Origin of the sequence: Pseudomonas sp. Colony2 (genome assembly GCF_019382755.1) — a bacterium.
Taxonomy (GTDB): domain Bacteria; phylum Pseudomonadota; class Gammaproteobacteria; order Pseudomonadales; family Pseudomonadaceae; genus Aquipseudomonas.
Map to the genome: position 1 here is coordinate 5222677 of NZ_CP080030.1, position 14150 is coordinate 5236826.

General features: G+C 62.6%; 10 protein-coding genes. 3 read left to right on the plus strand and 7 right to left on the minus strand.

Features of this window, described 5'->3' with window-relative positions:
* Positions 1–3: 3 nt before the first annotated feature.
* Positions 4–855, minus strand: coding sequence for a glycine betaine ABC transporter substrate-binding protein (locus tag JV201_RS20810; protein WP_008433997.1), 852 nt, complete (start codon positions 853–855; stop codon positions 4–6).
* A gap of 330 nt (positions 856–1185) precedes the next feature.
* Between JV201_RS20810 and JV201_RS20815 the strand changes: the two genes are divergently transcribed.
* Positions 1186–2739: a glycosyl hydrolase family 17 protein gene (locus tag JV201_RS20815; RefSeq protein WP_219405996.1), complete on the plus strand. Its 1554-nt coding sequence runs from the start codon at positions 1186–1188 to the stop codon at positions 2737–2739.
* A 98-nt stretch (positions 2740–2837) separates the two neighbouring features.
* On the opposite strand, the gene JV201_RS20820 is transcribed toward JV201_RS20815, so the two are convergent.
* Positions 2838–3206, minus strand: coding sequence for a hypothetical protein (locus JV201_RS20820; RefSeq protein WP_134327089.1), 369 nt, complete (start codon positions 3204–3206; stop codon positions 2838–2840).
* Positions 3207–3442: 236 nt separating this feature from the next.
* Here JV201_RS20820 and JV201_RS20825 point away from each other — a divergent pair, with 236 nt between their 5' ends.
* Both JV201_RS20825 and JV201_RS20830 read left to right on the plus strand, forming a co-directional pair.
* A complete protein-coding gene (locus JV201_RS20825) occupies positions 3443–4741 on the plus strand; it encodes a hypothetical protein (RefSeq protein WP_003210581.1) in 1299 nt (432 codons plus the stop codon).
* Positions 4734–5522, plus strand: coding sequence for a VacJ family lipoprotein (locus tag JV201_RS20830; protein WP_003210582.1), 789 nt, complete (start codon positions 4734–4736; stop codon positions 5520–5522). The genes JV201_RS20825 and JV201_RS20830 overlap by 8 nt, the downstream gene beginning before the upstream one ends.
* A gap of 30 nt (positions 5523–5552) precedes the next feature.
* Here JV201_RS20830 and JV201_RS20835 read toward each other — a convergent pair whose 3' ends face one another.
* The 5 genes from JV201_RS20835 to JV201_RS20855 form a co-directional block, all read right to left on the minus strand.
* Entirely contained in the window at positions 5553–7544 is a 1992-nt protein-coding gene (locus JV201_RS20835) for an FUSC family protein (protein ID WP_219405997.1), read from the minus strand.
* A 71-nt stretch (positions 7545–7615) separates the two neighbouring features.
* On the minus strand, positions 7616–8599 hold the full coding sequence (locus JV201_RS20840) for a GlxA family transcriptional regulator (RefSeq protein ID WP_134327091.1): 984 nt from the start codon (positions 8597–8599) through the stop codon (positions 7616–7618).
* 34 nt (positions 8600–8633) lie between these two features.
* Positions 8634–9539: a DUF808 domain-containing protein gene (locus tag JV201_RS20845; RefSeq protein WP_177008362.1), complete on the minus strand. Its 906-nt coding sequence runs from the start codon at positions 9537–9539 to the stop codon at positions 8634–8636.
* 67 nt (positions 9540–9606) lie between these two features.
* A complete protein-coding gene (locus tag JV201_RS20850; RefSeq protein ID WP_134327093.1) occupies positions 9607–11028 on the minus strand; it encodes an efflux transporter outer membrane subunit in 1422 nt (473 codons plus the stop codon).
* The gene (locus JV201_RS20855) at positions 11025–14150 is read right to left on the minus strand and encodes an efflux RND transporter permease subunit (protein WP_219407207.1); all 3126 of its coding nucleotides are present in this window, start codon (positions 14148–14150) and stop codon (positions 11025–11027) included. The genes JV201_RS20850 and JV201_RS20855 overlap by 4 nt, the downstream gene beginning before the upstream one ends.

Consider the following 14150-nt stretch of genomic DNA (forward strand, 5'->3'; position numbering starts at 1 on the left):
GCCTTACTTAGCAGTCCACTCGGCGACGCGCTCAGGGTGCTTGGCCACCCAGTCCTTGGCCGCCGCTTCAGGCTTGGCGCCCTCCTGGATCGCCAGCATGACTTCGCCGATTTCATCCTTGGAGGCCCACTGGAATTTCTTCAGGAACGCCACGACTTCCGGGGCTTTCTTTTCCAGGCCTTTGCTGCCGATGCTGTTGACGGTCTCAGCAGCACCATAAATTCCTTTTGGGTCGTCCAGGAAACGCAGTTTCCACTTGGCGAACATCCAGTGTGGCACCCAGCCGGTGACCGCAATGGATTCCTGTTTGTCTTCGGCACGGGTCAACTCGGCGATCATCGCCGCGCCCGAGCTGGCTTGCAGCTTGTAGTCCAGGCCATAGGCCTTGATTGCTTCGTCGGTCTTGAGCATCACACCTGAACCGGCGTCGATACCCACGATCTTGTTCTTGAAGGTGGTGTCGGTCTTGAGGTCTTCGATGGATTTGGCTTTCACGTACTCAGGCACGATCAGGCCGATCTTGGCGTCCTTGAAGTTGGGGCCGTAGTCGACCACCTTGTCCTTGTTCTTGGCCCAGTATTCACCGTGGGTCACCGGCAACCAGGCGGAGAGCATGGCGTCGAGTTTGCCGGTGGCCACGCCTTGCCACATGATCCCGGTTGCGACCGCTTGCAGTTTCACGTCATAACCGAGCTTTTGCTTGATCACTTCTGCCGCCACGTGGGTGGTGGCGACACTGTCCGACCAGCCATCCACATAGCCGATGCTCAGGGTTTTGCTGTCGGCGCTGGCCAGTGTGGAGCTCATCGCAACTACCAGAGTGGCGGCTGCGCCCAAGAGTCGTCGCATCTTCATAGTGCTTCCCCGAAAGTGCTGCGCCCGGCGGATGCCGAGCGACGTCAACCTGTTGTTATGTGGTGCACCGCGCCCCCTTCACGCGCATCGATCACGTGGGTGCCTCATCAGTGGAGGGCTGACACTTCGATCATCAACCTGCTGCCACAAGCGACCTGCTCTGACTGCGACCTCAGGTAAGCAAGAAACGACATCACATCGCCAGCAGGATGATTTGTAGGACATTCACCGACGATCCCGCCCGAACTTTGCATGTCAAAATTATGCGGCCCCACTGGGACGGCTCAAATCCGGGTAAGATGCGCGCCTTTGCCCCCAGACGGCCTGATCATGCCCGCGACTGCACGTTTCCCGCTCCTGCCCTATTTATTTGCCCTGATCCTTGGTGTGCTGGCCCTCGGCGGCTATTGGTACGGCCTTGGCCAACCGGTGGTGCTGCCGGACGTGGCCAGCGCCAGCCACAAGCTGCAATGTGCGTCCTACACGCCCTTCGACAAAGACCAGTCGCCGTTCGACCAGCCGTTCAAACTGCGCCCCGAGCGCATGGATGCCGACCTGGCGTTGCTGGCCACCCGTTTCGAATGCATTCGCACCTACTCCCAGACCGGCCTTGAAGACTTGCCGGCACTGGCACGCAAACACGGCCTGAAGCTGATGAGCGGCGCATGGGTCAGCAGTGATCCGGTGGCCACCGCCAAGGAAGTCGAGGCACTGATCGCTTCGGCCAATGCCAACCCCGACGTCGTCACCTCGGTGATCGTCGGCAACGAAACCCTGCTGCGCAAGGAAGTCACTGCCGCGCAGCTGGTCAAGTTGATCCATCACGTCAAGGACCATATCAAGCAACCGGTCACCTATGCCGATGTGTGGGAGTTCTGGCTGCAACACCCGGAAATCGCCCCGGCCGTGGACTTCCTGACCATCCACCTGCTGCCGTACTGGGAAGATGACCCCTCGGGCATCGACCAGGCGCTCAAGCACGTGGGCGATGTGCGCCAGACCTTCGGCAACAAGTTCGCCCCCAAGGACGTGATGATCGGCGAGACCGGCTGGCCGAGCGAAGGCCGCCAGCGGGAAACGGCGGTGCCGAGCCGGGTCAACGAAGCGAAATTCATGCGCGGGTTCGTGGCCATGGCCGAAGCCAATGGCTGGCACTACAACCTGATCGAAGCCTTTGACCAGCCGTGGAAACGTGCCAGTGAAGGGGCGGTGGGGGGTTACTGGGGCCTGTTTGATGCGGACCGCCAGGACAAGGGCGTGCTCGCCGGCCCGGTGACCAATGTGCCGTACTGGCCGCTGTGGCTGGGGGTTGGCGGGATCATCCTGCTGGGCACGCTGCTGCTGGGTGGCCGCGTGCGCACGACCCGGGCTGCGTTGTTGTTGCCATTGCTGGGCGCCGTGGCGGCCTGCTCGATCGGCACCTGGGCCGAGTTGAACCGGGTCACCGCGCGCTTCACGGATGAGTGGGTGTGGGCTGGATTGCTGGTGGCCTTGAACCTTGCGGTACTGGCTCACGCGGCCCTGGCGTTGAGTGCGCGAGAAGGTTGGCGCGAACGCGCCTTCAACTGGCTGGAGCAGCGCGCTGGCTGGCTGGTGGCAATCGCCGGGTTTGCCGGTGCGGTCATGATGCTGGCGCTGGTATTTGACCCGCGTTACCGCAGCTTCCCGAGTGCCGCGCTGGTGCTGCCGGCGCTGGTGTACCTGGTGCGTCCGGTGAGCGGGCTGCGGCGGGAGATTGCGTTGCTGGCGTTCATCATCGGTGCCGGTATTGCGCCGCAGTTGTTCCGTGAAGGGGTGATGAACCAGCAGGCGTGGGGTTGGGCGGTGGTGAGCCTGTTCATGGTCGTAGCCTTGTGGCGTTGCTTGCGGGTGCGCAAGGCTTAAGACCGCTTTCGCGAGCAAGCCCGCTCCCACACTCGACCGCATTCCAAGGGATGTACTCGGTCAAATGTGGGAGCGGGCTTGCTCGCGAAGAGGCCCCATCAGGCGACGCGAGACTTACGGACCAACCGCAACCCCGCAATCACCACCGCAAACACCGCAAAGGTCGTGTTGTACAACGCCAACGCCGGAAACCCGAACACCAGCGCCAACACCGCCAAACCCCACCCGGCCCGGCCCGGCACGAAAAACGCCAGCACCGCCGTGACCAGCGCCGCCCAGCCCAGCACCTTGAAGTGAATCATCAACCCCAGGTTGGAACGCACCTGGCATTCCCAGCGGCTGGCTTCGTCGGCGCAAATGCCCACCCAACGGCCATCCTCCATGAATCCGTAACGCGCGCCATAACTGGCGGCCAGCCAAAGCGGCAGGGCAATAAGCAACAGGATCAGCGGAAAACGGCGGGACATGGGGCACTCCGATAGGCGAAAACGGCGCCCAGCTTAATCCCCCGGTGGCCGTTGGCAAGTTTTGCAAACAGATAAGTGTTCATTAAGGCGTGCCAAAGTGTATCGTCTCGCTACTATTACCCCGATTCCGACGTTTTTTCCGACTTTTAGTGCCGAAGGCTGGCACTTCGGCAGCAACGCGGTGGTCATAGCCTGCGAACTCCACTTCAGCACGTTTTCCTCTTAGGGATTTAGTCATGCTCCGTTCCTTGCGCTGTGCGGCCCTGTTGGGCAGCCTTTTTCTGAGTGCGTCAGCACTGGCGGTCGATATCGACCAGGCCAGCTATGGCTACCCTTTGACCAACCCGTTTGAAGCGACCATCGCCACCACCCCGCCGAACCTGCGGCCGGAACTGCCATCGGACGATCAAATCAATCAGTCCGACTACACCCTGACGATGCGTCCCGAGCGCGAGTTCAGCCTGCCTGACAACTTCTGGGCGGTGAAGAAACTCACCTACCGCATCGCCAAGCAGGACCGTGCCGCACCGCTGATCTTCCTGATCGCCGGCACTGGCGCACGCTTTGACAGCACCATCAACGAATACCTGAAAAAGCTCTACTACAAGGCCGGTTACCACGTCGTCCAGCTGTCGTCCCCCACCAGCTTCGACTTCATCGCCGCCGCCTCGCGCTTCGCCACTCCCGGCATCAGCCAGGAAGACGCCGAAGACATGTACCGCGTGATGCAGGCCGTACGCGCGCAAAACCCGACGCTGCCCGTGACCGACTTCTACCTCACCGGCTACAGCCTCGGCGCCCTCGACGCAGCCTTTGTCAGCAAGCTGGATGAAACCCGTCGCAGCTTCAACTTCAAGAAAGTCCTGCTGCTGAACCCGCCGGTCAACCTCTATACCTCGATCACCAACCTCGACAAGCTGGTGCAGACCGAGGTGAAGGGCATCAACAACAGCACCACCTTCTATGAGCTGGTGTTGAACAAGCTGACCCGCTACTTCCAGCAAAAGGGCTACATCGACCTCAACGATGCCCTGCTCTACGACTTCCAGAACTCCAAGGAACACCTGACCAACGAACAGATGGCGATGCTGATCGGCACTTCGTTCCGCTTCTCGGCGGCCGACATTGCCTTCACCTCGGACCTGATCAACCGTCGCGGCCTGATCATCCCGCCCAAGTACCCGATCAGCGAAGGCACCAGCCTCACGCCGTTCCTCAAGCGTGCGCTGCAGTGCGACTTCGACTGCTACCTCACCGAACAGGTGATCCCGATGTGGCGCGCCCGTTCCGACGGCGGCAGCCTGCTGCAACTGGTTGACCAGGTCAGCCTGTATGCCCTCAAGGACTACCTGCACGACAGCCCGAAAATCGCCGTCATGCACAACGCCGACGACGTGATCCTGGGCCCGGGCGACCTTGGCTTCCTGCGTAAAACCTTCGGCGATCGCTTGACCGTCTACCCCCTGGGCGGCCATTGCGGCAACCTCAACTACCGCGTCAACGCCGACGCCATGCTGGAGTTCTTCCGTGGCTAAATATCTTCTGCTGCTCGCCGCCCTGATGTGCGCGGGCGTGGCCAATGCCGACAACAGCAAGGCCCACACGCCAACCGTAGTGGACTCCGACGGCTTCAAGGAGCCCCTGAGCCACCTCAAGTTCAACCCTGGCCTGGACCAGCGTGAGTTCGAGCGCTCGTCGGTCAACGCCCTGAATGTCTACGACCCGCTGGAGTCGTGGAACCGCCGGGTCTACCACTTCAACTACCGCTTCGACCAGTGGGTGTTCCTGCCCGTGGTGGACGGTTACCGCTATGTCACCCCGAGCTTCCTGCGTACCGGCGTCAGCAACTTCTTCAACAACCTCGGGGATGTACCCAACCTGCTGAACAGCCTGCTGCAGCTCAAGGGCCATCGTTCCCTGGAAACCACCGGGCGCCTGCTGCTCAACACCACCATCGGCATCGCCGGTCTGTGGGACCCGGCCACCGCCATGGGCCTGCCGCGCCAGAGCGAAGACTTCGGCCAGACCCTGGGCTTCTACGGTGTACCGGGCGGCGCCTACCTGGTGCTGCCGCTGTTTGGTCCGTCGAACCTGCGGGATACCACCGGCCTGCTGGTGGACTACGGCGCCGAGACCGAGATCAACTTCCTGAACGTGTCCAAGGTCAGCGAAAACCACCCGGAAATCTGGGCCCTGCGCGCCGTCGACAAGCGCTACCAGACCAGCTTCCGCTACGGCCAGATGAACTCGCCGTTCGAGTATGAAAAGGTGCGCTACGTGTACACCGAGGCGCGCAAGTTGCAGATCGCCGAGTAATGCCCCGTGTAGGCGCTGGCTTGCCAGCGCCTACATCCCCCGCCGACACCACTTACGCCACGTAAACCGCAGTTGCAGCACCGCCGCCCTGGCCATTTCCCGATCCTGCTCCGCCAATCCCGAAGGCTGTTCAAGCGCTTCAAGCATCGCAACGCTGGCCGCATCCATCAGCGACTCATTCGCCACGCTCGGCCCCCCCTCCTCCAACACCGACTCCAATGCCCGCAAATAGCGATCGCGCTCAATCGCCAACGTACCCCGGCTGTCCGCCAGGCAGGCGCGCAACTCCAGCAACTCATCCCCCAGGTCCAGCCCCAGCAATCCGTTATCCCAGTGGACACGGCGATCGGCAGGCAAGGTTTCGCTGTAGCGCGACAGGCGAATCAGCCGGTCCGCCATACGCCCGCCAAACCAGCTTTCAGCCTGCTCCAGGGGACGGGAAGTCAATTGCGCCAGGTCGAACAGCGACGCCTTGAACATCCGCCGATAGTGATGCTCGCCGGGATTGAGCTGGATCAGCCGAAACACCACCACGGCAATCCCGACACCCACCAACGTCGCGATGGCCTTGTTGAGGAAGGCGGCAAAGTCATAGGTCATCACATTGCTGGGCCCGACGTTGTTGACGAAAAAGATGCAGAACGCCGAGGCCGTGGCCGCCAGCTTGAGGCGGCTCATGCACAACGAGGCGAAAAACAGCGGCACTCCCAACGCCAGGCATAACAAGGGAAAGCCATCGAAGCCGGGCAACAGTACGAAGCACACAACACCGGCCACCGGGATCGACAGCGCAATGCCCTTGAGGAAGTTCAGGCTGGAGGCCGAAGGGTTTTCCCGCGCTGCAAACAGGCTCAACACCACGCCACAAATCGATACCGCGCCCAAACCCGAAGGCCACGCCGTAAAGATCCAGAACGCCGCGACCGCCAGAAAGGCCAACGCACTGCGCAGCCCACCTAGCACCCCCTGCTCGATATCCCGGTGCCAGGACATCGCCCCCGGTGCGCCGGGCGGCACCCTGCCCTGCTCGACCGCCGACAGCGTCAATGCACCCCGCTCAATCAAGCGCAACACCTGCGCCAGTTGCACCAGGCAAAAGTGCGCCTCCTGGCCAAGCTGCGGATCCTGCAACGCCAGGCCAAGCCGTTGTGACAACTCGGGCAGTTCATCAAGACGCTCCTGCTGCAACGCCGAAGCCACCGCTTCAATCAGTGGCCCGACCGCCGCCGTTTCATCGAGCATCATCCGCTGGCGCGCCACGCCCCGCGCCGCCCGCAGCAGGCTAAGCAGATCACGGCTGAGCACCCGCAAGGCCTGGGAGCGGCGCCGGCCCTTGGGCCCTTCAAACCAGGCATGGTCGCGCTGACTGTCCACCGCCACGAGGCGGCTCAACGCTTCGAGCAACCCCTTACGCTGATCATTACCCAACAGCTCCGAAGCCGCGGCGCGCACCCCGGCCTGCCACGCGGCCCGCGCTTGAACCGCCAGCACCTGCTCGACCCGGCGCGGCCACAGAATCGTACTGGCGATGGAGGCACAAAGAATCCCCAGGCTGATCTCCTGGCAGCGTGCCACCGCCTCATCGAACACTCCCAGCGGTGCCGCCGTAGCGGGTAGCGCAATAATCGCCGTGGTGTAACCCGCCAGCACAAACCCATAGGACGCATGATTGCGCAGCAAGGATGCCCCCGTGGTGCAGAACGCCAGCCACAGCGCCATGCACAGCAGGAACAGCAGAGGCGCCTGGCCAAACACGCCGATCATCGCAATGGAAACCATGGCCCCGACAAACGTACCCACCAGCCGATAGGCGCCTTTGGCCAGGACCATGCCGCTGGTGGACTGGCCCACGATAAATACGGTGGTCAGGGCCCATTGCGGTTGCTGCAAGTCAAAACAGAAGGCCAGGTACAACGCGACCCCGCCGGCGATCATGTTGCGCAAGGCAAACAGCAGATCGCTACGGGACGGGGTCAACGTCGCCTGCCAGAAATCAGGGAGCTGGAAGGTGGAGGATTTCATTAAACCTACATATAGATAGCAAGCTAATGATTAGCATCGTATCTATATTTGTGGCGAATGCCAATCTCAGGCTATTTGACCAGGCGCTTTTCCTTGGATGGCCTGTAGCCAAAGTAGGCGCTGTAGCACTTGCTGAAATGGCTCGGCGAGACAAACCCGCAAGCCACCAGCACATCCACCTGGGACAGCTCGGTGTGTTGCAGCAGCCGACGGGCCTCGGTGATGCGCAGTTCCAGGTAATAACGCTGGGGCGTGGTGCCAAGCTGCTCCTTGAACAAACGCTCCAACTGGCGTCGGGAACGGCCCGCATAAACGGCCAGTTGCTCAAGCTCCAGAGGCTCTTCGAGGTTGGCGTCCATCAGGTTGACCACCTCGCGCAGAGGCGCGCTCAAGCACACGTTTTCCGTGGGTTTCACCCGCCGGTAGCGCGACTCCTCAAACGCCAGGATGTCCTCGATCCCCTCCACCAACGCTTTGCCGTACAGCCCCTTGATCCAGTCCAGCGCCATATGAAACGCACCGGAAGGGCTCGATGCCGTCAGCCGGTCGCGATCAATCACATAGGGTTCGCTGCTGACCTGCGTCGCCTTGCAGAAATCAGCGAGGGCCGGGCGATGTTCCGGGTGCACGGCGCAGCGGTAGCCGCCCAGCAATCCCGCACGCCCCAGGAACCACGCACCATTCCACAAACCGGCCAGGCTCACACCCTGCTCCGAGGCGCTTTTCAGCAGGTGGATAAACTCCTCCGCAGCCTTCAGTTCAGTGCGATAGCCACCGCATATCACCAACAGGTCCAACTCTTTAAGCACCGAAGACTCAAGCCGCGCATCGGGCCGGATCACCAGCCCCAGGTCACTGATCACCTCGCCTTCCCGCAAGCCGAAGGTCGAGGTAGAAAAAGAAGCGGGCCGCAGCAGGTTGGCGGTGATCAGCGTATCCAGCGCCTGGGTAAACGCCGGCAGCGAGAAATGTTCGAGCAACACAAATCCCGCACGCACCGTCTGACGGGCCTCGCCGGGATTTTCATTCAGATAACGGAGGTTCTTGCCTTTCATGCCTCCGCTGAATTGCCGTCGCTCGATCAAATGCCTATGCCCTCACACGCTTCCAGAGGTTACCCACCACGCTGACCACCGCCAACACCACGGCCCCGGCAATGATCCCCGCCACTGCATTGAGCAACGTCGGCATCAACCACGCCAGGCCGCCAGTACTCTGGCTCACGGTCTCGATCCAGTGATGCACCACCGGCACACCATGGGTCAGGATGCCACCGCCGACCATGAACATCGCCGCCGTACCGATCACCGACAGGCTTTTCATCATGTACGGCGCCGCCCGCAGGATCGCCCCGCCAATGCTGCGCGCCGCCTGGCCGGGCTTCTGGGTGAGCCACAGGCCCAGGTCATCGAGTTTGACGATACCGGCCACCAAGCCGTAGACGCCGATGGTCATGACGATGGCGATACCCGACAACACGATCACTTGCTGCATCAGCGGTGCATCGGCCACGGTACCGAGGGTGATGGCGATGATTTCGGCAGAGAGGATGAAGTCGGTACGGATCGCGCCCTTGATCTTGTCCTTCTCGAAGGCCACCAGGTCCGTGGCCGGATCCGCCACGGCTTCCACCAGGTGCGCCTGCTCTTCGGTGCGTTTGTGGAAGAAGCTATGGGCGAGTTTTTCGAAACCTTCAAAACACAGGTAAGCGCCGCCCAGCATCAACAACGGCGTGACCGCCCACGGCGCAAACGCGCTGATCAGCAGCGCAGCCGGCACCAAAATCAGCTTGTTGACGAACGATCCCTTGGCCACCGCCCACACCACCGGGATTTCCCGCTCGGCGCGCACCCCGGAGACTTGCTGGGCATTCAACGCCAGGTCATCCCCCAACACGCCGGCGGTTTTCTTCGCGGCCATCTTGGTCATCAACGCCACATCATCGAGCACCGCGGCGATGTCGTCGATCAATACCAGCAAACTGCTTCCTGCCATGGCTCAGGCTTCCCGTGATTCAAAGTGCGCCGAGAATAACGCGGCGCACCCCGGGTTAGCGAGCCGTTCAGCGCGCAGGCGTTTGCCAGCCCCCGCCAAGGCTCTGGATCAGCGCCACACTGCCCTGGCTGAGCTGGCCCTGGGTGTCGCGAAGATTCTGCTCGGCTTGCAGCAACACCAGTTGCTGGGTCAGCACGGCCTCCTGGCTCACGGTGCCGGCGCGCAACTGTGCTTCCTGGCTGCCGAACAGTTGCTGATTACGCTGGTACACCTGCTGGAACGCATCGGCCTGGGTTTGCAGGTGGTTGATTGCCGACAGGTTGTCTTCAACGTTCTGCAAGGCGCTGAGCACGGTGCCCTTGTAGGTCGCGGCGATCTGGTCATAGCTGGCCTCGGCCTGCTTGACCGCCGCTTCGCGGGCGCCGCCGTCAAACAGGGTTTCCGCCAGCGCCGGGCCCAACGTCCAGATGCGATTGGGCAGGGAGAACAACCCGCCCAACGCACTGCCGCGGTAACCGGCCTCGGCAGTAAGATCCAGGGTTGGGAAGAATGCGGCTTCAGCCACGCCGATTTTCGCGTTGGCCGCCGCTGCCGAGCGCTCCGCCGCCACCACATCGGGACGCCGTTGCAGCAGGGTAGACGGCAAGGTCAACGGTGGCCGCGGGACCACGAAGCTGTAGTCATTGCGCACCGCCACGCTGAATTCACTCGGCGCCACGCCCACCAGCACGGCCAGCGCGTGTTCGTATTGCTCGCGGTCGCGCAGGGAGGTCTGCAAGTCGGCAATCGAGGTGGTCAACTGGTCCTGAGCCACCAGCAACTGGTCGTTGGTGGCGACGCCCTGGGTGAACTGCACCTGGATCATGTCCAGCAGTTGCTGGTTGATCTTCTGTTGTTGCTGCAACAGGCGCACATCGATGTCCATCTGCCGCAGGGCGAGGTAGTTACTCGCCACGCTGGAACTGATGGACAGCCGCACCCCGGCCAGCAACGCATCCGATTGCTGGGCCGTCGCCTGGCTGGACTCTATCCCGCGCCGCACCAGGCCCCACAGGTCCGGCTCCCAACTGGCGGTCAAGGTTGCGCTGACGCTGTTCGCGACGCCGCCCGTCGTGGTGCCGGTAGTCGACGTACCGCTGCCGCTGCCCGCCGTTCCCCGCGAACCCGACAACCCCACGCCCACCGTCGGCCACAAACCGGCCCGGCTGGACGCCACCTGCGCCTGAGCCAAACGGTACGCGGCCTCCGCCGCGATGATCGATTGGTTGGCCTTGGCCGAGCGCGCCACCAGGTCGTTCAGCACCGGGTCCTGATAGGCCAGCCACCACTGGCTGTCCATCGCCCCTTGGGGGTTAGCCGCCGCGCGCTGCCACTGCGCGCCTTCCTTGAACGACTGCGGCAGCTCCATGGCGGGCTTCTGGTAATCGGGCCCGACCATGCAGCCGCCGAGCAGCAGGCTGATGCAAAGCACGCTGTATTTCACGTTCATAACCTTGCTTCCTTACGCCGACCCAGGCGCTGTGACGCCCGGTCGAGCCACAGGTAGATCACCGGGGTGGTGTACAGCGTCAGCACCTGGCTGAACAGCAGGCCACCAATAATCGAAATCCCCAACGGCCGGCGCAACTCAGAGCCATAACCGGTGCCGAGCACCAGCGGCAGCGCGCCAAGGATCGCCGCCAGGGTGGTCATCATGATCGGCCGGAAACGGATCAGGCACGCCCGGCGAATCGCTTCCTTGGCCGTGAGGCCGAACTCCCGCCGCTCGGTGATCGCGAAGTCGATCATCATGATCGCGTTTTTCTTCACGATACCAATCAACAGAATCACCCCCACCAGCGCAATGATCGACAGCTCGGTGCCGGTCAGCAGCAAGGCGATCAACGCACCGACGCCGGCCGAGGGCAGGGTCGACAGAATGGTCAGCGGGTGCGTCAGGTTTTCGTAGAGGATGCCCAGCACGATATACACGCACAGCAACGCAGCGACGATCAGCAGCGGCTCACTGGCCACCGACGACTGGAACACCTGGGCCGTACCGGCAAACTGGCCGACCACACTGGCGGGCATGCGCAGCTGCTTCACCGCATCGTCCACCATCGCCGTGGCCTGGCCGATGGACGTGCCGGGCGCCAGGTTGAACGAGACTGTCACCGCCGGGAACGTGCCCTGGTGACTGATGGAAATCGCGGTGCGCGCCACCGTGTTATCCGCCAGTGCCGAGAGTGGCACCAGGGTCTGCCCGGTGGTCAGGTTGGGCGCCGCCGTGGTGCCCTTGGTGGTCGTGGCCTGGGTGCCCGTCGGCACATAAATGCCCTTGAGCGCGGAAGGGTCGGTCCAGTATTCCGGAGCGATTTCCATCACCACGTGGTACTGGTTGGCCGCGCGATACAGGGTCGCGACCTGGCGCTGGCCAAAGGCGTCGTACAGCGTCTGGTCGACCGCCGAGACACTCACCCCGAGGCGCGCCGCCGTGTCCCGGTTGATTTGCACATTGGCCAGCAAGCTGTTGTCTTGCTGGTCGGTATTGAGGTCGGTGAGTTGCGGCAATTTGCGCAGCACCGCCACCACCTTGGGCACCCATTCGTCCAGCGACTCCTGGTCATCGGCGGTCAGGGTGTATTGGTATTGCGCGCCACTTTGCCGGCCACCCACGGTGATGTCCTGGGCCGACTGCAAATACAGCTTGGTGCCCGGCAAGTCGCCGAGGCTGCGGCGGATCTGGCCGATGATTTCGGTGGCGTTGTCCTTGCGCTCGCCCAGGGGCTTGAGCAATACAAACATCTGCGCGCTGTTGACCGCCCCGCCGCCCCCTCCGCCACCGCCGACAAACCCGGCGACGGTTTCGATGTTCGAGTTTTTCATCACCTTGCGGTTGATCTCGGTGAAGTCCTTCTGCATCGCACCATAGGAAATGCTCTGGTTCGCCAGGATGCTGCCCTGCAAGCGCCCGGTGTCTTCCTGGGGGAAAAAACCCTTGGGCACCAGCACGTACAACACGCCGGCGAGCACGATCACCAACACCGTCACAAAACCCATCAGCACCGTATGGTCGATCACCCAACCGAGGGTGCGATCGTAGAAGCGGTGAAAGCGCGAGTCCGGGTGTTCATTGCCTTCATGAATCGCTTTCGGCGCGCGCAGCAGCACGCTGGCGAGCATCGGTGTAACCGTCAGCGAGATCAGCATCGAGATCACAATGGCCACCGACAACGACACCGAAAACTCGCGGAACAGGCGCCCGACAATCCCGCCCATCAGCAGCAGCGGAATAAACACCGCCACCAGCGACACGCTGATGGTCAGTACCGTGAAGCCGACTTCCTGGGCACCGGCCAGCGCCGCTTCCACCCGGGTCTTGCCGCGCTCCAGGTGGCGCATGATGTTTTCCACCACCACAATCGCATCGTCCACCACAAAGCCGGTGGAAATCGTCAGCGCCATGAGTGACAGGTTGTTCAGGCTGTAGCCGAGGAAGTACATCGCGCCGAAGGTGCCGAGCAGCGACAGCGGCACCACAATCGCCGGCACCAGGGTGCTGCGCCAGTCGCGGAAGAAGCCGAAGGTCACCAGGGTCACCAGCAGGATCGACACCAGCAACGTGATCTCGACGTCATGCAACGAGGCGCGAATGGTGGTGGTGCGGTCCATCAGCAGGTTGAGCTTGATCGTCGCCGGAATCGAGCTTTGCAGGAACGGCAGCGAGGCTTTCACCGCGTCCACCGTTTCGATCACGTTGGCGCCCGGCTGCTTGAACACCACCAGCAATACTGCCGGCTTGCCGTTGGACAGGCCGAAGTTGCGCAGGTCCTGCACGTCTTCGCGCACGTAGCCCAGGTCGGCGATATGGATCAGGTCGCCGTTGTGGGCCTTGACCACCAGCGGCCCGTAGTCCTTTTCATCGAGCAACTGGTCATTCGCCGCAATGCCGTAGTTACGGTCGCCGATGGCCACGTTGCCCTTGGGCAAGTTGACGTTGGAGGCGTTGATCACCTGGCGCACCTGCTCCAGGCTGACGCCGTACTGGTTGAGCCGATCGGGGTTCAATTCCACCCGCACCGCCGGCAGCGCGCCGCCGCCCACCGTCACGTCACCGACCCCGGTGGTCTGCAACAACTTCTGCTCCAGCAGGGTCGAGGCCACGTCATACATCTGCCCCGGCGTGGCGCTGTCGGAGGTCAGGCTGATGATCAGAATCGGCGAATCCGCCGGGTTGACCTTGCGGTACGTCGGGTTGCCGGACAGGTCGCTGGGCAGGTTGCTGCGGGCGGCATTGATCGCCGCCTGCACATCCCGCGCGGCGCCGTCGATGTCGCGATTCAGGTCGAACTGCAAAATGATCCGCGCCGAGCCCAAGCTGCTGGATGAGGTCATCTGCGTGACCCCGGCGATCTGCCCGAACTGGCGCTCCAGGGGCGTGGCCACTGAACTGGCGACGGTGGTCGGATCGGCGCCGGGCAACGAGGCGCTGACGCTGATGGTCGGGAAATCCACCTCCGGCAACGGCGCCACCGGCAACAGCATGAAGGCCAGCGCGCCAAACAGCGCGAGGCCGGCCGCCATCAAGGTGGTTGCAATCGGGCGGCGAACAAACGGCGCGCTGAGGTTCAT

Excerpts from the sequence above, each read along its gene's own strand:
- JV201_RS20855 (WP_219407207.1), bottom strand. The coding sequence starts at position 14,150 with ATGAACCTCAGCGCGCCGTTTGTTCGCCGCCCGATTGCAACCACCTTG.
- JV201_RS20825 (WP_003210581.1), top strand. The coding sequence starts at position 3,443 with ATGCTCCGTTCCTTGCGCTGTGCGGCCCTGTTGGGCAGCCTTTTTCTG.
- JV201_RS20835 (WP_219405997.1), bottom strand. The coding sequence starts at position 7,544 with ATGAAATCCTCCACCTTCCAGCTCCCTGATTTCTGGCAGGCGACGTTG.
- JV201_RS20840 (WP_134327091.1), bottom strand. The coding sequence starts at position 8,599 with ATGAAAGGCAAGAACCTCCGTTATCTGAATGAAAATCCCGGCGAGGCC.
- JV201_RS20815 (WP_219405996.1), top strand. The coding sequence starts at position 1,186 with ATGCCCGCGACTGCACGTTTCCCGCTCCTGCCCTATTTATTTGCCCTG.
- JV201_RS20845 (WP_177008362.1), bottom strand. The coding sequence starts at position 9,539 with ATGGCAGGAAGCAGTTTGCTGGTATTGATCGACGACATCGCCGCGGTG.
- JV201_RS20810 (WP_008433997.1), bottom strand. The coding sequence starts at position 855 with ATGAAGATGCGACGACTCTTGGGCGCAGCCGCCACTCTGGTAGTTGCG.
- JV201_RS20820 (WP_134327089.1), bottom strand. The coding sequence starts at position 3,206 with ATGTCCCGCCGTTTTCCGCTGATCCTGTTGCTTATTGCCCTGCCGCTT.
- JV201_RS20850 (WP_134327093.1), bottom strand. The coding sequence starts at position 11,028 with ATGAACGTGAAATACAGCGTGCTTTGCATCAGCCTGCTGCTCGGCGGC.